The sequence below is a fragment of the Nocardioides sp. LHD-245 genome, from assembly GCF_030929495.1.
In the GTDB taxonomy this organism is placed as follows: Bacteria; Actinomycetota; Actinomycetes; order Propionibacteriales; family Nocardioidaceae; genus Nocardioides.
In genome coordinates this window covers 73,856-93,233 of record NZ_JAVFWN010000020.1, presented here as the reverse complement: position 1 = coordinate 93,233, position 19,378 = coordinate 73,856, and the positions used below count along the sequence as shown (strand labels likewise).

Sequence of the window (19,378 nt, the reverse complement as noted above, 5' to 3'; positions counted from 1 at the left end):
GGGAAACCGATGACTCTCATGAAGCGCCCGCTGGCCACCGCCGGCGCCACCGTCCTGCTCGCCCTCTCACTCGCGGCCTGCGGCGGCGGAGCACCGAGCGACGCGTCCGTCGACGACTTCTGCAACACCGCGGCCGACACCCTCGGCAAGGAGTTCATGGCGGCCTACCAGGACAAGGACTACGACAAGCTCGAGGACATCTTCAAGAAGGCGGCGGAGAAGGCCGCGGACGTCGGCACGCCCGAGGACATCCCGGACGACGCGCGCGAGGGCTTCGAGCTCCAGCTCGACGCATACGAGGACCTCGACGCCGACGACATCAAGAAGGGCCTCGAGGCGAAGGAGGGCGAGGACCCGTTCGCCGACGAGTTCTCCAAGGACGAGATGAAGAAGGTCGAGGCGTTCACGACCTACCAGGCCGAGACCTGCGCCGACGTCAGCGCTCCCGACACCGACGACCTGCCGGAGACCGACCTGCCGGAGACCGACGCGCCGGAGACCGATCTGCCGGACACCGACCTGCCGACCGACGGGTTGCCGAGCGGGTTCCCGTCCGACATGCCGACGACGCCGGAGGAGCTCGAGAGCTACCTGTCGGACATGGGCACCCAGCTCCCGGAGGAGCTGAAGAGCCTCCTGGAGGAGCAGGGCCAGTGACGCCCTGAGCCCGGTACGACGACGCGGCCCCGCCGACCAGGATCTCCTGGACGGCGGGGCCGCGTGGTGCGTCGGGAGAAGGCTGCCGGGCAGCCGTCAGATGACGTACGGCGGCTGCTCGCCGTCGGCGACCATGGCCCGCCCGGCGCGCTCCCAGCCGAGCATGCCGTCGACGAGGTTGACCACGTCGTAGCCCTGCTGGGCGAGATAGGCCACCGCGCGCGCCGAGCGCCCGCCGCCCTTGCACACGACGAGGGTCCGGGGCGCCTCGAGCTCGACGAACTCCCCGAGCCGCGCGGGCAGCTCCATGAGCGGGATGTGCACCGCGCCGTCGATGTGCCCCGCCGCCCACTCGTCGTCCTCGCGGACGTCGAGGACCACGAGGTCCTCGGGCAGCGGGTCCGGCAGGCCGTCGATCTCGGTCGAGGGGATCATGTCCCAACTCTAGGCGTGGCCGCGTGGAGCGCCGCCGCCACCGCCTCGACCGCGGGAGTGCGGGCCCGCCGGGTCAGCAGGAACACCTCGCGGCGCAAGGCGACACCGGCCGGGAGACGTACGGCGATGCCGGTGTCGCGTCCGTCGAGGGCCAGGTCCGGGAGCAGCGCACCGGCACCCGCGGTGCGGGCCATCTCCAGCAGGATCCGGAAGTCGTCGGAGTGGTAGCGCACGTCCGGCTCGAAGCCGCCGTACTGGCGGCACACCCGCAGGTGCATCGCCCGCTGGCCGGTCCCCGGCTGGCACGCCGCCCAGGTCAGCCCCGCGAGCCGGTCGATCGGGACCCGGCGTGAGCGGGCCTCGGGATGACCGGCGGGCAGCACCAGGTGCAGGCGCTCGCGCAGCAGTCGCTCGCGGCGGAGCTCGGCGTGCACCACGCGCGGCTGGTCGTCGTACTCGTCGCCGAGGACGAGGTCGTACTGGTGCAGTCGCAGCCCCGGCGCGGTCACCTCGACCTCGGCCTCGGTGACCTCGACGCGGACGTCGGGGTGGCTGGTCGCGAGCAGCCGCACCGCCGGGGCCACGATCCGCAGGACCGCCGACTGGAACGCCGAGACCCGCACCGGCCCCGCCGCGCGGCCCGCGGCGACCGTCGCGAGGTCGGCCTCGGCCGCCTCGACACCCTCGAGGAGGGCGATCGCGTGCGTGACGAGCACCTCGCCGGCCGAGGTCAGCCGGACGTTGCGGCCGGTCCGCTCGAGCAGTGGCGTGCCCGCCTCGCGTTCGAGGACGGCGAGCTGCTGGGAGACGGCACTGGGGGAGTACCCGAGCGCGGCGGCCGCCGCGTGGACGGTGCCGCGGCCGTGCACCTCGCGGAGCAGGCGGAGGCGGTGCAGGTCCAGCATCTGTTCACCATATCTGAACAATCAGCCACGAGAATCCGCGATAGACATGAACGGTCGACTGGCCGACCCTGGACCGGTGGGTGCCCTCTTCTGCTTGCTCTCCGCCGCCGGCTTCGGCCTGATGGCGGTCTTCGCCAAGTCGGCGTACGACGAGGGCGTCTCGGTCACGGCCCTGCTCCTGGTGCGTTTCGGCCTGGCCGCCGTGGTCCTGCTCGTCCTCGCCGCCGGCGCCGGCGCGCTGCGCGGACTGACCCGGCGCGAGGTGCTGGTCGGACTGGCGATGGGCGTCTTCGGGTACGCCGTGCAGGCGTCGTTCTACTTCGCGGCGCTGCGCCATCTCGACGCCTCCCTGGTCGCGCTCGTCTTCTACGTCTACCCGGTCACGGTGATGGTGGCCGCGATCGCGATCGGGCGGGAGCGTCCCTCCGCTCGCCGGGGGGCGGCCCTGCTGGTCGCCCTCGGCGGCATCGGCCTGGTGCTCGCCGGGGCCGCGAGCGGCCAGTTCGACAGCCTCGGCGTGCTGCTGTCGCTGGGCGCCGCCGCGACGTACACCGGCTACATCGTGATCGGCGACCGGGTGACCGCCGGCACCTCCCCGCTCGCCCTGGCCGCGCTCGTCTGCACCGGCGCGACCGGCGCGCTGCTCGCTGTCGGCACCGTCCGCGGCCTGCCGGAGCTCGGCTTCGGCGCCGCGGGCTGGGGATGGCTGACGGCCCTCGTGCTGATCAGCACGGTCGCCTCGGTGCTGCTCTTCTTCGCCGGTCTCGCCCGGGTCGGGCCGTCGACCGCCGCGATCCTCTCGATCCTGGAGCCGGTCGTGACCGTGCTCAGCGCGGCCGTGGTCTTCGGCGAGGTGCTGAGCGCCCCGCAATGGCTCGGCGGGCTGCTGGTGCTCGCGGCCGTCGTACTGGTGCAGGCGCGGGGACGCCGGCCCGGATCACTTCAGCAGCTTGCTCATCCGCCGGTCGGCGAGGGGCTTGCCGCCGGTCTGGCAGGTGGGGCAGTACTGGAGGCTCGAGTCGGCGAAGGACACCTCGCGCACGATGTCGCCGCAGACCGGGCACGGCTTCCCGGTCTGGCCGTGCACCGCGAGATGTGACTTCTTCTCCTTCTTGAGCTCACTGGCCGCGAGGCCACGGGAGCGCTCGACCGCGTCGCCGAGGGTGTCGCGGACGGCCGCGTACAGCGTCGTCAGCTCCTCCGCCGAGAGGCTGTCGGCCGGTTTGAACGGCGACATCCGCGCGGCGTGCAGGATCTCGTCGGAGTAGGCGTTGCCGATCCCCGCGATCGTGCCCTGGTGACGCAGTACGCCCTTGAGCTGCTTGCGGCCGGCATCGGCCAGGATGCCGGCGAGCCGCTCGGGCGTGAAGTCGTCGGTGAGCGGGTCGGGCCCGAGACTGGCGACACCGGGGATGTCCTGCGGGTCGCGGACGAGGTAGAGGGCGAGGGACTTCTTGGTGCCGGCCTCGGTGATGTCGAGGCCCGGCGCGATGCCGTCCTGCTCGTCGAGCACGATCCGCACCGCCAGCGTCGACTTGGTGCTCGGCCGGGGCGGCAGCGCGGGCACCTCGTCCTTCCACCGCACCCAGCCGGCCCGCGCCAGGTGGAGCACGAGGTGCAGGCCGCTCGCCTCGATGTCGAGGAACTTGCCGTGCCGACGTACGTCGTCGACCAGAGCGCCCTCGATCGCGGAGAGGGGCGGGTCATAGGTCTTGAGCGCGCTGAACGCGGCGATGTGGACGCGGGCGAGGGCACGTCCGGCCAACCGGCCCCGCAGGTCGAGGGCCAGGGCTTCGACCTCGGGCAGCTCGGGCACGGCCCCAGCCTAGAGGGTCGATTCCCAGGGACCGGGCAGGCGAGCGGCGCTCGACGTGCGTGACGGTACCTCGGCAACTCGGGACTTCGTCCTGTTTCCGGCCGCGCGCCATGACCCGGCTCCGGGCCGCCGCGTTGGTCGGTCATCGGCGCTACTCGGGCCCCCTCCACCCTCTCCGCAGAAGGGCTTCTCCCATGCACAGCAGGCACCTGACCCTGGGTTCGCTCGCCCTCGTGGCGGTCCTCGGCACCGGTTCGGGACTCCTCACGCCCGCGGCCGCCGCGGCCGCCGTACCCGCCGCCCCGTCGCCCCTCGGCGACACGCGGGAGTGCGGCCGGCCCGAGATCCCCGCGCAGTGGGGCAGCGTCGAGCACCCCGCCGTCCTGCGGACCGTCGACGCGATCACCCGCCCGGCATGGCGCTGGCAGCGTCCTGTCGGGACGATCGAGCGGGAGTACGCGCGGGAGAGCGTCGCCGCGGTCGTCCTCGTGCACTGGACCCGCACCGTCGTGGCCGTCGAGCGCGAGCATGCCTGGACGGTGGTCGACCGCCCCGCGCGGCCCGGCTCTTCGGAGGAGGGGCACGTCGAGACCCGGGTCGTCGCGCCGGCCGTGGTCGAGGAGCAGTGGGAGTACGTCCAGCAGCAGACCGGACGGACCCGGTGGGAGCACGAGGGCTGGAACGCCGGCGGGGACGGCGAGGGCTGGTCGCCGACCGGCCGCACCCGGAGTGTCGAGACCACGCCGGCGGTCACCGAGGACGTCTGGGTCGTCGACCGGGCCGCCGTCCCGGCCGAGCCGGAGGTGTCCCACGTCGAGACCGCCTGGTTCGCCGACGGTACGACGCCGCACGCCGGCGCGCTGCCGACCGGACACACCCGCGACGTGCCGTCCGGCGTCGAGGAGACCGACCTGCCGGTCGGCGAGCAACCTACCGGCGTGGGCTGGGTCGAGGGCGCCACGGCCGAGATCTCGGCCGCCGAGGAGGAGCGGATCTGGCTGCCCGACGGAGCCGAGCCCGAGCCGGGCCTCGTGGCGACCGGCGCGACCCGGGCCGGGGCCTCGCGACTCGAGAGCACGGACGCCACCTCGGTGGCGCCGCCCGCCGGTGACGGGTGGACCGAGCTGCCCGGCTCGGCCGTCGATGTCGTCGTCGTGGCGGCCGGCGAGGTCGTGGTGGAGCCCGGCTGGGTGGAGGACTTCGTCCTGGTCCCCGGCGAGCCCGCGACGCCGCCCTGCGCCGAGCCGGCTGTGCCCACCGGGCTCCCGGTGGTCGTGCTCCGCACGAGCGTGGTCGTGCCGGACGGCGCTGTCGCCCCCGCCACCGCGACGTCCCCCGCCACCGGTCCGGGGCGTGTTCCCTGGGCGGCCGTCGTTCCCGGAAGTGCCCTGCCGGCCAGCGGCGCCTGACTCGCCGCACGCAGCCGAGCGGCATCAGGGAGCCCGTCTCAGAAAGGCGCCGCCGGGGCGGGCGCACAGGGTGAGGCACCATCGCCCATTTCGATCTTGCCCTTATGTTCGCGAGCCGAAGTCGTCAAGGCTGACCCAGGCGCCTGCCGTCTGGGTGGCAGGTCTCTTCGACGAAGTGAGGCTTTTTTCATGCACGCTCTCTCCAGGGCCCGAGCGAGCCGTCGCGTCGTTGCGCTCTGCAGTGGCTTCGCGGTCGTCGTCAGTGGGCTGACGATGGTCGTGGCCGCTGCGCCCGCACAGGCCGAGCCCGGCGACGGCACGCTCACCGTCGCGGTCGCGCGCGACGTGAGCGGTGACGGCGTCTTCGACCCCATCGTCGATCCACCCCAGGCCGGCATCGAGGTGAAGGTGACCGACGCCGCGGGCCAGGTGGTCAACGGCGTCACGAACGCCTCGGGCGAGGTCGTCATCGCGCCGACCGCCGGCCTGACGGGCGGGCGCTACCGCGTCGAGACGACGGTTCCGGCCGCGCTCGCCCCCCTGGTCCCGGCGCCGGCGTCCGCGACGGGAGCGCCCAACGCGTTCCGGAGCGCGACGACCTTCGTCGACATCGGCGGCGGTACGGACGCGACCGTGCGGGTCGGGGTCTGGAACCCGGCCGACTATGCGCCCCTCAACCCCGACTACGTGCTCGCGATCCAGCCGTCCAGGTCATCGCCGGGCAGCTCGCGCTCCCTGGTGCGCACCAATTGGGTCCACCGGGGCAACGGCAACGGGAACGCCACCACGCCCAACACCCAGAACATCACCACACTGGCGACCAAGGCCCAGACCGGCTCCGTCTTCGGCCTGGCCGCCGAACTCGACGAGCGCCTGTTCAGTGCTGCCTTCGCCAAGGCGTTCGTGCCGTACGGCCCGGGCGGCTCGGGTGCGGTCTACGTCACCGACCTGAACTCCGGCTCGCCGAACGCCAGCCTGTTCGTGACGATCCCCAACGCGGGGTCGACCGCTCACGGCGACATCGCCGGCGGACGCGACGACGACTATTACGCCGCAGCCGGCACCGAGGGGCTCGGCGGCATGGCGATGTCCGAGGACCAGTCCACGCTCTACGTCGTCAACCTGAACGACCGCAGGCTCTACGCGGTCGACGCCACCGGGGCGACCGGCAGCATCACCGGCTCCACGGCCATCGCCGGCCCCGGCTGCGTCGGGGGGCAGTGGCGGCCGGGTACGGTCACCGTGCGCGACGGGGAGGTCTACGTCGGCGGTGTCTGCGACGCGTCGACCTCCGGATCCCGGTCCGACCTTCAGGCTCACGTGCTCCGTCTCGACGGCGGGTCCTTCACCTCGGTGCTCTCGCAGCCGCTCGACTTCTCTCGCGGCGCTGCGGAGAACGGCGGCACGGCCGTGTCGCGCCAGTGGAACCCGTGGCGCTCCACCTGGAGTCGCGCGGGCGTCGACGGGATCACGGGCGGTGGCTCCGACAACATCAAGTACCCGACGCCGTTCCTCACGTCCCTCGAGTTCGACGTCGACGGGTCGCTCTACCTGGGCTTCCGGGACCGTCACGGCGACCAGATCGGTACCGGCGGCTTCGAGCCCGGCGTCACCGTCGACCCCATCCTGCTCAGTGCCATCACCGGTGGCGACGTCAACAAGGCCTGCCGCAATCCCGACGGCAGCTACGCCTGGGAGGGCACCGGGGGATGCCCGGACAACACGACGAGCATCCCCGACGGAGGACAGGCGCCTGCCGTCGTCGAGTTCTTCGCCGGTGACTGGATCTCCCTCAGCGGCAGCACGACGGTCGGCAATCACCAGGAGGTCGGCCAGGGCGGACTCGCCTACGCTCCGCGCAACGGTGAGCTGGGCAGCATCGCCATGGATCCCACCGGCCTGATCGGCACCGGGGGCGTCGGCTTCTTCGACACCGCGACCGGTCAGGGGCCCGGTGGCGCGCCCGCGACCCGCGGCTGGCTGGTGAACACGTACCCCGAGTCGTTCGGCAAGGGCAACGGCCTGGGGGACCTCGACCTGCTCGCCGGCCTCGCGCCGGTCCAGATCGGGAACCGGGTGTGGTTCGACGCCGACAAGGACGGCGTCCAGGACCCCGAAGAGCTGCCGATCCCGGGCGCAACGGTCACCCTGCTCGACGCCACGGGCGCGGTCGTGGCCACCACCACGACCAACGCCGCCGGCGAGTACTACTTCGGCGGCGACGGTGCCTCCTACCAGGTGGTTCCCGGTGCGTCCTACACCGTCCGGTTCGACGTAGGTACCGCCGACACCTCGGGGCTGCCGTCCTCGCCGCCGACCAGCGTGCTGAGCTACACCACCCCCGACAGCGGAGGCGACGACAGCCTCGACTCGGACCCGACGCCGGTGAGCGCCGGCATCGCCGAGGTCGCGATCACCGCGCCGCTGACGCCGGGAAGCGTCGACCACACGATCGATGCCGGTGTGGTCCTCCCGCCCTCGGTGTCGGTCGGTGACTACGTGTGGGTCGACGAGGACCGGGATGGTCGTCAAGACGCCGGTGAGCCGGGGATCCCGGGTGTGGTGTTGGTGGTGACCGGTCCTGACGGTCAGCCGGTGACCGATGTCTTCGGTCAGCCGGTGGGTCCGACCACGACGGACGCGAACGGTGGGTACACCTTCGACAACCTGCCGCCGCTGCCGGCCGGTGAGCACTACACCGTCACGATCGACCGCGACGACCCGTCGACGCAGGCGGCCCTGGAGCCGTATCTGCCGACGCAGGCGGGGCAGGGTGATCGTGAGGGTGACTCGTCGACCTGGTCGGCGGAGTCCTCGGACCTGACGCAGGACGGTGACCGGGACCCGACGCTGGACTTCGGGTTCGTGCGGCAGGAGCCGGTGTCCCAGCCGGGGCAGCCGACGCTGACCACGGCGACGTCGGACGCCCGGGCGCTGGTCGGCGCCGAGCTGCACGACAACGTGACCATCACCGGCTTCACCGCCGGGTCCACCTCGACCGGCTCGGCGACGCTCTACGGGCCGTTCTCCTCTCCCTCGGCAGCCAGCTGCACCGCTGAGACCAGGGTCGGGTCGGTGGCCTTCACGCCCGTCAACGGGACCGTGCGTACGCCGTCGGTCACCGTGAGCCGGCCGGGCTACTACACCTGGGTGGCCTCGATCACGGCCGACCAGTTCAACCACGCGGCCACCCACGCCTGTGGCCTGGCGGTGGAGACCAGCCTGGTGCATCGTCCGGACAACAAGGTGCGGGTCATCGACACCGGCTTCAACGGCGTCGACCTGGGCACCTCCGGCCGTGCCGTGGCCGGCTCGCCGAAGCGGGTCGCGGTTGCGTCGCTCGGGCTGAAGGCACGTGTCGCGCAGATCGGGCTCACCGGCGAGCGGGCCAACGTCCCGAAGAGCCGGAACCTCCTCGGATGGCTGCAGACCTCGGCCCGTCTGGACGACGCGATCGGCACGACGGTCGTCGTCGGACACGTCTCCGACCGGCACGACCGCCCGGGTGCGCTGTACCGGCTGAAGGGGCTCAAGCGCGGGAAGGTGGTGAAGGTCAAGGGCAACGACGGCGTGACGTACCGGTACAAGGTGGTCAAGCAGCAGCGGTTCCGGCGAGCCAAGCCGCTGCCGGAGAGGCTGTTCTCGATGACGGGTGCCCCGCGGCTGCTGCTCGTGACCTGCACGACCAAGGTCACGCGGCCGGACGGCCGGTTCCACTACCGCGACAACCTGGTGGTGACCTTGAAGCCGGTCAAGAAGTAGCGACCGGGCTACGGGCCACCGCCCCGCGCCCGGCTGTGTGATCCTGACGCCCGGAGGAGGCGGACTCCCCCCGGGCGTCAGGATCACCCAGACCTGCGATCCGACACGCTAGGCATGTCTAGGGAACCCCCTAGACAGCCCGATAGCGTCGGATCATGGACCCGATCCGCAACCCGTACGCGCCCGGTGCCGGCCAGCGCCCGCCCGAGCTGGCAGGTCGCGACGAGCAACTGGCCGCCTTCGAGGTCGTTCTCGAGCGGGTCGCCCGCGGCCGCCCGGAGCGCTCCCTCGTGCTCACCGGGCTGCGTGGGGTCGGCAAGACGGTCCTGCTCAACGCGCTGCGCTCGGCGGCGGTCCGCAAGGGCTGGGGGACCGGGAAGCTGGAGGCCCGGCCCGACCAGTCCCTGCGCCGGCCGCTCTCCTCGGCGCTGCACCAGGCCGTGCGCGAGCTCGGTCACCCCGAGCCCGACGAGGCCGATCATGTCCTGGGCGTCATCCGCTCGTTCGCCCAGCGCGAGGCGGGCGCGGACGCCAGGCTGCGCGACCGGTGGTCGCCCGGGATCGCCGCTCCCGCGGTCAGGGGGCGCGCCGATTCGGGAGACGTCGAGATCGACCTGGTCGAGCTGCTCACCGACGTCGGCGGGCTCGCGGCCGACGTCGGCAAGGGCGTCGCGGTGTTCGTCGACGAGATGCAGGACCTCGGCGCCGCCGACGTGTCGGCGCTCTGCGCCGCCTGCCACGAGCTCAGCCAGAACGGCCTGCCCGTCATCGTCGTCGGCGCCGGGCTGCCGCACCTGCCGGCGGTGCTGTCGGCGAGCAAGTCCTACTCCGAGCGGCTCTTCTCCTACCAGCGCATCGACCGTCTCTCCCGCGAGGCCGCCGACCGGGCGCTCGTCGCTCCGGCCGCCGAGGAGGAGGCGGCGTTCACGCCCGAGGCCCTCGCCGCCATGTACGACGCCACCCGCGGCTACCCGTACTTCATCCAGGCCTACGGCCGCTCCGTGTGGGATCTCGCGCCGCGCGCGCCCATCACCGCAGAGGACGTGGCCGTCGCGGGCCCCGAGGCCGAGGCCGAGCTGGCGGTCGGCTTCTTCGGCTCCCGCTACGAGCGCGCGACGCCGGCCGAGCGCGACTACCTGCGGGCGATGGCCGACGCCGCGGTCGCCTCGTCCGACGACGGCGTCGAGGACCCGGTCGGGTCGGTGGCGACCGCCGACGTCGCCGGGGTGCTCGGCAAGAAGCCCCAGTCGCTCTCGCCGGCCCGCGACGCGCTGCTCAAGAAGGGCCTGATCTACTCCGGCGAGCGCGGCCGGATCGCGTTCACGGTGCCCCACTTCGGGCGCTACCTCCGGACCCAGGCCTAGACCGACCGGAAGGGCCCGGGAACGCCCTCAGGGCCGGGCGGTGCCCTCGTCCGGCGCCTGCTCCGACCGGCGGTACACACCCGGGGTGAGCCCGGTCCAGCGCTTGAACGCGCGCACGAAGTTGCTCGGGTCGGCGTACCCGAGGAGCCGGGCGATGTCCTCGACGCCCATGGTCGAGCCGCGCAAGAGCCGCAGTGCCTCGGCGCGCCGGGCCTCGGTCGACAGGTCGTGGAAGGTGGTGCCGGTGGCGTGCAGACGGCGCTTGAGCGTGCGGGTGGAGACGTGCATGGCCGCCGCCACGGCCTCCAGCCCGAACCCGGCGCCGCGGGTGCCGAGCAGCGCCTGCACCCGTGCGACGACGTCGTCGGTCAGTCCGATCCGGTCGCGTTCCCCGGAGAGCTCCTCCTGCGCGAGCCGGGCGGCCACCGCGTTGGCGGTGTCGAGGCGCTCGTCGAGCCGCTCGACGGGGAAGCGCACCTGGTGCACGCCGGTGCCGAACCGGGCGGGTGGCAGCCGGTCGCGGTAGCGCGCGAAGTGGTCCGGCTCGGCGTCCTCGAACCACAGCTCGACGTCGCCCTGCGGGCGCCCGGTCAACGCCGGGGTCATCCGGGCGAGGCCGGTGAGGAAGAGGTCGAACATGCACGGACGCACCTCGCCGAGCGGACGCGTCTCGCGTACGTCGACGGCGGCCTGGTCGCCGTCCAGCACGAGACCGAGCGTCAGCATCGGGAGCCGGACCCCGCTGTACTCCACGCCCAGCTCGATGGCGTCCCGCAAGGTCGCCGAGGTCAACAGCCCGAAGCCCATGATGCCGTGGGAGGTCAGGCTGCTGCGGAGCCCGATCTCGTAGCCCAGTCCGGGCTCCCGGGTGAGGTGCATGCCGTGCAGCAGCAGGTGCCCGGCCTGGAGCGGGGTGAGCCGGCCCTGGGGGTCGGCGAACGCGGTCGAGGACAGGCCGGCGGCGGTGAGGAGCTCCGCCCCGACGCCGAAGGAGGCGGCCACCTCCTCGATGAGCAGCCCGTAGCCGACCGGCACCACGGGCTGGTCGAACCACTCGGTCATGGGGCACTTCCTACCTCCGCTGGCCCCGAATGACAACGACCTTGGCCTCCTCGGCCATGGTCGCGCGTGGTGCTCCACGCGGATATTGGTCCCACCCCGCATGACTCGAGATGACCCGAATCGGAGGACCCGATGGACGCCAACCGGACACTGGATCGACGCCGCCTGCTCAAGCTCGCCGGAGGGGCGGCCGCCGTCGGCGCGATGGCACCCATCGGGCTGCCCGCCCTCGCCGGTCCGGCCAGCGCCGCGGGCAACGGCTTCGGCCTCACCATCACCGACCAGGGCGTGTTCGGTCGGTTGAACTACTTCCGCTTCGCGACCGCCCAGATCGGCTGGCAGCCGGGCGTCAACGTGCTGCTCCCGGACGACTACTACTCGACCAACTGGCGCCGCTACCCGGTGCTCTACCTGCTCCACGGCGGCCTCCAGGACTTCCGCAAGTTCCACATGGAGGACGACATCATCGGGCTCACCGCCGGTCGCAAGCTGATCGTCGTGATGCCCGACGGCGGCGGCGCCGGCTGGTACAGCAACCCGGTCGCCTCCTTCAGCGGTCCCCGCAACTGGGAGACCTTCCACATGAACCAGCTCATCCCGTGGGTGGACGCCAACTTCCGCACCTACGCCGAGTACGACGGCCGGGCGGTCTCCGGGTTCTCGATGGGCGGGTTCGGCGCGCTCAAGTACACCGCGAAGTACTACGGTCACTTCGCCTCGGTCAGCTCCCACTCGGGGCCGGCGAGCCTGCGCCGCGACGCCGGCCTGGTCGTGCACTGGGCGAACACCAGCTCCGCCGCGGTCGAGCTGGCCGGCGGCACGGTCTACGGCGCACCCTTCTGGGACGAGGCGCGCGTCACGGCCGACAACCCGGTGCAGCGGCTCAACAGCTACCTCAACAAGCGGATCTTCCTGGTCTGCGGCCTCGACGAGGACATCAACGAGACGCCGGTCCGCGCCGGCCAGCGTGAGTTCCGCGGCCTGCTCGCCGCACAGGGCATCCCGCACGAGTGGCACGAGCTCCCGGGTGCGCACTTCGTGCGCCGCGACATGCTGCAGCGCGACATCGACGGCGTGATCGCCCGGCTGAAGAAGGCCTGACCGCGTCGTCCCGCGGGCGGCGGTGCGGGCCCTACGCTGGGCGCCATGACCGTCGCTCCGCGGGACGTCCCCAAGCCGCCGTCGCTGGTGGGCAGTGTGCTGCCTCCCGTGCTCTTCCTGCTCGTCGCGGGCGTCGTCGGACCGATCTTCCTCGTGATGGGTCTGGTCTCCGACGGTCCCGAGGCGAGCTGGCTGCTGCCCACCGGCGTCGGCATCACCGCACTCGACGTGGTGATCGGCCTCCTCCTCGGTCGCGGCCGCTACCGCTCGGCCCAGAAGCTCTACCGGCTGCGCACCCGCGGCCGCCCCGCGCGGGCCCGGGTGCTGTCGTTCGAGCAGACCAACGTGCGGATCAACGACCAGCCACTGGTCAAGCTGCGCCTGGAGATCCACGGCGACGACCTCGCGTCCTTCGAGGTCGAGAGCCGCACGGTCGTCCCGGAGATCCGCTTGCCGCTGCTCTATGTCGGCGACCTCCCGGTCCTCGTCGACCCCGAGTCCGGGGAGTGGCAGATCGACTGGGACGCCGCGCCGATCGTCCCGGCGGCGGCCGCGGCCGCGGCACTCACCGAGGAGCGGACGCCCGCCGAGCGCCTCGCCGAGCTCGACGATCTGCTCCGGCGGGACCTGGTCAGCCGCGAGGAGTACGACGCCGCGCGGGCCCGGATCCTCGACGGGATCTGATCCGCCCTCGCCTCCTCACCCGCCCCCGTCGTACCCCGCAACCGGGTCGTCGGACCGGACGCTTCGCGACCCGGATGCCGGGTACGACCGGATCTGGTGCGTCGGCAGCCCCGGCCGGTAAATCGCTCGCGCCCCGACCACCCGGGACGTAGGCTCGTCCCCATCATGCTGATCCTCGCCTGACCCGACTCGCGCCCGCGGCCGTCCGGAGACCCGACGTCTCGACCTGTGCCCGGCGAGTCCGACCCCGTCACCGATCGGATCAGCCATGTCAGCGCCCGCCACCCCGTCACTCGCCCCCCTCGTCGTCCGCGACCTGAGCGTCGCCTTCGGCCGCCGGACGGTCCTCGACGGGATCGACCTGCTCGCCCAGCCGGGACGGCGGATCGGCCTGATCGGCGAGAACGGCGCGGGCAAGTCCACGCTGCTGCGGGCGGTCACCGGTGACCTGCCCGCGACCGCGCAGGTCACCGGCACGATCGAGCGGCCGGCCGACCTGGCGTTCCTCACCCAGGAGCCACCGTTCGCCGACGGGGACACGATCGCCGATGTGCTCGCCACGGCGCTCCGGCCGCTGCGCGAGGCGGTCGCGAAGGTCGAGACCCTCGCCGACCGGCTCGACGACCCCGCCACCGCTGAGGAGTACGCCGCCGCGCTCGAGCTCGCCCTCGCCCACGACGCCTGGGACGCCGACCGGCGCGCGCTGCTGGCGGCCGAGCAGCTCGGGCTCGACCATCTCCCGCAGGACCGGCGGGTCGGCCTCCTGTCCGGCGGCCAGCGCACCCGGCTCGCGCTGGCGACGCTGATGACCCGGCGGCCCCAGTGCCTGCTGCTCGACGAGCCGACGAACCACCTCGACGACGAGGCGGTGGCGCTGCTCGTGGCCTTCCTGCGCGACCTGCCGGGCGTCGTCGTCCTCACCAGCCACGACCGGGTGCTGCTCGACGAGGTCTGCACCGACCTCGTCGACCTCGACCCGGTGGGGATGGGCACCGACGGGCGCGGTGGGCGCAGGTACGGCGGCGGGTGGTCGGCGTACGCCGACGCGCGGGCGGCCGCACGCCGCCGCTGGGAGGAGACCTACGCCCAGCAGCAGGAGGAGCTGGAGCGGCTGCGCGCGGCCGCCCGGATCGACAAGAGCGCGATCGCCCCGGGCCGCGGGCCACGCGACAACGACAAGTTCATCCACGCCTTCAAGGGCGCCAACGTCGACCGCGCGCTGGCCCGGCGCAAGCGCGATGCCGAGCGACGACTCGAGGAGGCCGAGCGCACCCAGGTCCGCAGGCCACCGGCTCCGCTGCGGCTCGCGACCGGACTGACCGCGGGAGCCGCCGGCAGCGGCCGGGTCGTCACCGTCCGCGATCTGACCGTCGCGGGGCGGCTCCGGCTGCCCGTGCTCGACCTCGCAGCCGGCGACCACCTGCTGGTGACCGGCGCCAACGGCTCCGGCAAGTCGACCCTGCTCGGTGTGCTCTCCGGCCGGATCGCGCCGACGGCCGGCATCGTCCAGGTGGCCGCACAGCGGGTCGCCGAGCTCACCCAGGACCCGATGTTCCCCGACCTGACCGCCAGCGCAGACGACGCCTATGCAGCCACGGTGGGCCCCGACCTCGCCGTACGACGCCCGCTGCGGAGCCTCGGCCTGCTCCCAGCGCGCGAGCTCCCGAAGCCCGTCGTACTCCTCTCCGTCGGCCAGCGCAGGAGACTCGCGCTGGCGATCGCCGTCGCCACCGAGCCGGACCTACTGCTGCTCGACGAGCCCACCAACCACCTCTCGCTCGCACTCGTCAGCGAGCTGGAGGAGGCGATCGGCCTCAGCGCCGGCACGATCGTGGTCGCCTCCCACGACCGGTGGCTGCGCCGGCGCTGGGAGGGCGCGTCGCTGGAGCTGGACAGCTGAGGGTGCGTGGTGCGTCACTGACAGAAGGCGACGATCTCCTGCATCGTGGGTTGATCGAGAAGGTCGGTCGGCTTCAGGCCCTGCTCCATGGCCCGATCGACCACGCAGCGGGCCTTCTTCTTCGGCACGCCTCGCGACATCATGACTTCGAGCAGGGCGGTCCGGGCGCGGTCGTCGAAGACGTCGAAGTCGCCCTTCTCCATGGCGGCACGCAACTCCTCCGGGGAAGTCTTCTTCCCACAGGCCGCGCCTGCTCGTGCCGCCGCCTTTCGCTGCTCGGACAGGCTCAGTTCGCTGAGGGCATCGAGGCTCCCCGCTTCGTCGCGCAGTTCGGTGATGATGCAGTCGGCGATCTCGTCACCGAGGCCGAGGTCGTTGACCTGGCTGCGGAGATCCGCCTCCGGGTCGTCGCCGCAGGCGGTCAGGGCGCCTGTCAGCAGCAGGCCGACCAGGATCTTGAGTACGGTCCCCATGGTCGACGGACGCTATCAGCGTCTCGGGGCTCCCGTGGGCGATCAGCCGGTGAAGGAGTAGGCGTCGAGCGGATACCGCTTCGCCGCCCACATCGTCTCCAGCGTGGTCGCCGGCCGGAAGGGCACGTCGCCGTGGGCGTCGAAGTAGTAGCTGTTGGCCAGCCCGCACGACTCCTGGAAGAACACCTGATGGCGCCGGCGCCCCAGCGCGCTCGCGAGATAGGCGGCATTGGCCTCGGGCGTCACCTCGACCCGGGTCGCGCCGACCTGCCGCGCCCGGCGCAGTGCCCGCACGATGTGGGCGCTCTGGGTCTCGATCAGGTTGAAGTACGACGAGCCGTTGTAGCCGTACGGCCCGAGGATCGTGAAGAAGTTGGGGAAGCCCGGCACGCTCACCCCCTGGTAGGCCTGGAAGTGGTTCTCCTCCCACCACTTCTCCAGGTCGAGGCCGTCGGCGCCGCGGACGGCGAACGGCGGCATGTTGCCCTTCTCGAACACCTTGAAGCCGGTCGCCAGGACCAGTACGTCGGCCTCGTGCTCGACGCCGGCGACGGTCCGCACCCCTCCCGTCGTGATGCTCCCGATGCCGCTGGTCTCCAGGGTCACGTTCGCGCGGTTGAAGGTCGGCAGGTAGGCGTTGGAGAAGCTCGGCCGCTTGCAGCCGAGGGCGTACGCCGGCGTCAGCCTCGCCCGGGTCTCGGGGTCGCGGACGGCGCGGCGCAGGTAGGCGTGGCCGATCCGCTCGCCGACGGCGGCCACCGGCACCAGCCCGGCGAAGTGCGCGGCCACCGGGAAGGTCGCCTCGACGAAGGTCTGGCTGGCCAGCCGGCTCGCGCGGCGGGCGCCCGGCACCATCCGCAGCGCCGCCCGCGCCGGCCCGGGCAGGGGTGCGTCGGGCTTGGGCAGGCACCAGATCGGCGTGCGCTGGAAGACGGTGAGGTGATGCGCGGCATCGGCGAGGTGGGGGATCGCCTGGACGGCGGACGCACCCGTGCCGATCACCGCGACGCGCCGGCCGGCGAGATCGACGGTGTGGTCCCACCGGGCGGTGTGCATGACCGTCCCGGCGAAGTCCGCGATCCCGTCGATGTCCGGCAGCTTCGGCTGGGTCAGCACGCCGGTCGCGCCGACGACGTACCGGGCCGTGACGGGGGCGCCGCCCTCGATCTCCAGCCGCCACAGGTGGGCCTCGTCGTCGAAGGCGGCCGCGGTGACCGTGGTGCGCAGCCGGGTGCGCCGGCGCACGTCGTACCTGTCGACGCAGTGCTCGGCGTACGCCTTGAGCTCGCGCCCCGGGGCGTAGACCCGCGACCAGCCGGCGACCTGCTCGAAGGAGAACTGGTAGCTGAAGGAGGGGATGTCGACGGCCACGCCGGGATAGGTGTTCCAGTGCCAGGCGCCGCCGAGCCCGTCGCCGGCCTCGAGCAGCAGGTAGTCGTCGAAGCCCGCCCGGGACAGCAGGATCGCGGCGCCGATGCCGGAGAACCCGCCGCCGACGATGACGACCTCGTGGTTGGGCGTGGTGGTGGTCATGCGCAGAGGTCCTCTCGCCGGGCGGCGCTCTCGCCGAGGACGATGCAGTCGACGTGGTGCTCGACGCCCTCCGCGCTGCGGACGCCGCCCGTCACGAGGGCGTAGACGGGCCAGGAGATCAGCGTGCAGTGCGGCTCCTGCAGGGCGGCGTAGTAGCGCCCGTCGACCCGCGGACGGTGGCGGTTGAACCGGGGGTCGGGGGTGAGCCGGCGCCGGGTCCACGGGTCGCGTACGGCGAGCCGCAGGCCGATCCGCGCCGCCGGGCGGGCGAGCCGGCCGGGCAGCGGGAGCGGCAGGGGCAGCAGCCAGTCCGGCTCCTCCTGGAACACCTTGACTGCGCGGGCGGTGCGGACCAGCTCGGGGACGATCACCGCGGCCTCGCGGCCCGGCGCGATCACGGCCACCGTGAGACCGGTGAAGGCGCGACCGCGCCAGCCGTCGCCGCGGATCAGCTCGCCGGCGTACCCACGCGTCGGCGCCGTCACGAGGCCACCGGCTCGTGGGTCAGCTCGTCCACCCAGGCCTGCGGCCGGCCGAGCACCTTCGCGGGGACGAACGAGGTCAGCTTCACCATCGGGTCCGCGAGCAGCCGGTGGTAGGGGGACGTGCGGTCGACGACCATCGCGGCCTGCGCCTTGAGCACGTGGTAGGCCGGGATCCGGGCGGTGTGGGCGCCGCGGGAGCCGATGGTGGCGAAGCGCTTCACCGCGTTGTAGAGCTTCTGCTCGGGCAGGCCCATCGCGACGATGTTGTCGCGCATCTTGTTGATCAGCGGGGTGAACACGACGATCAGGCCGATGATCACCTGCGGCTGCAGCAGGGCGATCGACTCGATGATCAGCTTGTGGAGCGGGCCGGCGCCGATCAGCTCGAGCACCTGGAAGTCGACGGTGATGTGGCGCGCCTCGTCGGAGTTGATGTGCCGGAACACCTCGTGGCAGACGGGATCGGTGACCTCCTCGAGCAGGAACTTCACCAGCGCGCCGTCGAGTGCGCACTCCAGCAGCGGGATCAGCGTGGCGAGTCCGGTGAGGGGGAGGCTGTCGCCGTAGTCGTCGAGCACCTTGATCGCGAGCTTCACGTTGATGTTCGGCTCGGGGGTGCTGCCGTCCTCGTCGAGCATCCCCCAGCGCTTCATGAGGGCGAGCTCGGCGTTGGCGTGCTTCTGCTCCTCGGCGTGGAAGTACTCGTAGATCCGCTTGATCGTGGGGGTCGGCGCCTTCTTCGCCAGCGACGCGAACCCCCGGGCGCCGATGTGCTCGATCCACACCAGGTCGGCCATGAACGGGCGCATCTTGGCCCGCAGCTCGTCGGTCATCGTCTCGGCGCCGGGGGCGTCCCAGTCGATGTCGGCCAGCGACCACTGCTTGTCCTTGACGGTCTGGAGCATCTGGTCGAAGTCGAAGGTCGTGCGGGTGGGTGCGGGTGTGGTCGTGCCGGTCATCGGTGGGCACCTTCCTCGTCGGGAGCGAACCGGCCGATCAGACCGGCGACGCGGGTGTAGGGGGCGGGAAGCAGGCGCTTGGTGCGCCAGAGCAGCTGCGCGTCGAGCTGGGGGACGACGTACAGGCGGCCCTTGTCGTGGGCGTCGAGCGTCGTGCGGGCGACCCGGTCGGCGGAGAAGCCGGCCAGACGCGCGATGCGGCGGGCCAGGCCGGCGGCGCCGGGGTCGATCAGCTCGCCGTCGAAGATGTTGGTCTTCACGAAGGTGGGGCACAGCACGGTGACCGCCACGCCGGAGCCGGCCAGCTCGGCGGCCAGCGTCTCGGACAGGCTGACGACCCCGGCCTTGCTCACGTTGTAGGCCCCCATCCGCGGAGCGGCGGTGAAGCCTGCGGCGGACGCGACGTTGACGATGCCGCCGCGGCCGGCCTCGCGCAGGGTCGGCACGAAGACGTGGCAGCCGTGGATCACGCCCCACAGGTTGACGCCCAGGGTGCGCTGCCAGTCGGCGAGCGGCGCGTCGCCGACCGTCCGGCCCCCGGCGCCGATGCCGGCGTTGTTGACCACGAGACGCGGTGCTCGGCCGAGCCGGTCGAGCGCGGTGTCGTGGAGCGCCTGCACCTGCGCGATGTCGGACACGTCGCAGGTGACGGCGTGCGCCTCGCCTCCGCCGGACTCGATCGCGGCGACGGTCTGCTTCAGCCCGGCCTCGTCGATGTCGGCGCAGACCACCCGCCCGCCCCGGCGGGCGAGCTCGCGGGCGAAGGCGCGGCCGATGCCGCTGCCCGCCCCGGTGACCACGGCATCGGCGCCCTGGGTACGGCGGTGTCCCAT

At 72.6% G+C, this 19,378-nt stretch carries 16 protein-coding genes and 1 pseudogene; 8 read left to right on the top strand and 9 right to left on the bottom strand.

The window, feature by feature from the left end; translation table 11 throughout:
- Nucleotides 1-9: 9 nt before the first annotated feature.
- Entirely contained in the window at nt 10-657 is a 648-nt protein-coding gene (locus RB608_RS25375; protein WP_308090871.1) for a hypothetical protein, read from the top strand.
- 96 nt (nt 658-753) lie between these two features.
- Here RB608_RS25375 and RB608_RS25370 read toward each other — a convergent pair whose 3' ends face one another.
- On the bottom strand, nt 754-1,092 hold the full coding sequence (locus RB608_RS25370; protein WP_308090870.1) for a rhodanese-like domain-containing protein: 339 nt from the start codon (nt 1,090-1,092) through the stop codon (nt 754-756).
- A complete protein-coding gene (locus tag RB608_RS25365) occupies nt 1,089-1,997 on the bottom strand; it encodes a LysR family transcriptional regulator (protein ID WP_308090869.1) in 909 nt (302 codons plus the stop codon). The genes RB608_RS25370 and RB608_RS25365 overlap by 4 nt, the downstream gene beginning before the upstream one ends.
- Before the next feature lie 46 nt (nt 1,998-2,043).
- Between RB608_RS25365 and RB608_RS25360 the strand changes: the two are divergent.
- A pseudogene (locus RB608_RS25360) lies at nt 2,044-2,898 on the top strand (DMT family transporter); the annotation flags it as partial.
- Between the two features lie 36 nt (nt 2,899-2,934).
- Here the strand turns inward: RB608_RS25360 and RB608_RS25355 are convergent.
- The gene (locus RB608_RS25355; protein WP_308090868.1) at nt 2,935-3,813 is read right to left on the bottom strand and encodes a DNA-formamidopyrimidine glycosylase family protein; all 879 of its coding nucleotides are present in this window, start codon (nt 3,811-3,813) and stop codon (nt 2,935-2,937) included.
- Nucleotides 3,814-4,007: 194 nt separating this feature from the next.
- Here RB608_RS25355 and RB608_RS25350 point away from each other — a divergent pair, with 194 nt between their 5' ends.
- From RB608_RS25350 to RB608_RS25340, 3 genes are all read left to right on the top strand, one after another.
- The gene (locus RB608_RS25350; RefSeq protein WP_308090867.1) at nt 4,008-5,222 is read left to right on the top strand and encodes a hypothetical protein; all 1,215 of its coding nucleotides are present in this window, start codon (nt 4,008-4,010) and stop codon (nt 5,220-5,222) included.
- Nucleotides 5,223-5,411: 189 nt separating this feature from the next.
- Nucleotides 5,412-8,984, top strand: a complete 3,573-nt coding sequence (locus RB608_RS25345) for an SdrD B-like domain-containing protein (protein ID WP_308090866.1) — start codon at nt 5,412-5,414, stop codon at nt 8,982-8,984.
- Between the two features lie 155 nt (nt 8,985-9,139).
- Complete coding sequence (locus RB608_RS25340) at nt 9,140-10,348, top strand: ATP-binding protein (RefSeq protein ID WP_308090865.1); 1,209 nt, start codon at nt 9,140-9,142, stop codon at nt 10,346-10,348.
- Between the two features lie 27 nt (nt 10,349-10,375).
- On the opposite strand, the gene RB608_RS25335 is transcribed toward RB608_RS25340, so the two are convergent.
- Nucleotides 10,376-11,410: an AraC family transcriptional regulator ligand-binding domain-containing protein gene (locus RB608_RS25335; RefSeq protein WP_308090864.1), complete on the bottom strand. Its 1,035-nt coding sequence runs from the start codon at nt 11,408-11,410 to the stop codon at nt 10,376-10,378.
- Nucleotides 11,411-11,542: 132 nt separating this feature from the next.
- Between RB608_RS25335 and RB608_RS25330 the strand changes: the two genes are divergently transcribed.
- The 3 genes from RB608_RS25330 (at nt 11,543) to RB608_RS25320 (ending at nt 15,095) form a co-directional block, all read left to right on the top strand.
- A complete protein-coding gene (locus RB608_RS25330; protein ID WP_308090862.1) occupies nt 11,543-12,511 on the top strand; it encodes an alpha/beta hydrolase-fold protein in 969 nt (322 codons plus the stop codon).
- Nucleotides 12,512-12,556: 45 nt separating this feature from the next.
- Nucleotides 12,557-13,195 carry an SHOCT domain-containing protein gene (locus RB608_RS25325; protein WP_308090861.1) on the top strand — a complete coding sequence of 213 codons (639 nt, stop codon included), beginning with the start codon at nt 12,557-12,559 and terminating at the stop codon, nt 13,193-13,195.
- 268 nt (nt 13,196-13,463) lie between these two features.
- Nucleotides 13,464-15,095, top strand: a complete 1,632-nt coding sequence (locus RB608_RS25320; protein ID WP_308090860.1) for an ABC-F family ATP-binding cassette domain-containing protein — start codon at nt 13,464-13,466, stop codon at nt 15,093-15,095.
- Nucleotides 15,096-15,109: 14 nt separating this feature from the next.
- Here RB608_RS25320 and RB608_RS25315 read toward each other — a convergent pair whose 3' ends face one another.
- The 5 genes from RB608_RS25315 to RB608_RS25295 are packed head-to-tail and all read right to left on the bottom strand — an operon-like array spanning nt 15,110 to nt 19,378.
- Nucleotides 15,110-15,568: a hypothetical protein gene (locus tag RB608_RS25315; RefSeq protein WP_308090859.1), complete on the bottom strand. Its 459-nt coding sequence runs from the start codon at nt 15,566-15,568 to the stop codon at nt 15,110-15,112.
- A gap of 42 nt (nt 15,569-15,610) precedes the next feature.
- Nucleotides 15,611-17,101, bottom strand: coding sequence for an NAD(P)/FAD-dependent oxidoreductase (locus RB608_RS25310; RefSeq protein ID WP_308090858.1), 1,491 nt, complete (start codon nt 17,099-17,101; stop codon nt 15,611-15,613).
- A complete protein-coding gene (locus tag RB608_RS25305; RefSeq protein ID WP_308090857.1) occupies nt 17,098-17,586 on the bottom strand; it encodes a hypothetical protein in 489 nt (162 codons plus the stop codon). The genes RB608_RS25310 and RB608_RS25305 overlap by 4 nt, the downstream gene beginning before the upstream one ends.
- On the bottom strand, nt 17,583-18,545 hold the full coding sequence (locus RB608_RS25300; protein ID WP_308090856.1) for a ferritin-like domain-containing protein: 963 nt from the start codon (nt 18,543-18,545) through the stop codon (nt 17,583-17,585). The genes RB608_RS25305 and RB608_RS25300 overlap by 4 nt, the downstream gene beginning before the upstream one ends.
- Nucleotides 18,542-19,378, bottom strand: coding sequence for an SDR family NAD(P)-dependent oxidoreductase (locus RB608_RS25295; protein ID WP_308090855.1), 837 nt, complete (start codon nt 19,376-19,378; stop codon nt 18,542-18,544). Before RB608_RS25295 ends, RB608_RS25300 begins: the two co-directional genes overlap by 4 nt.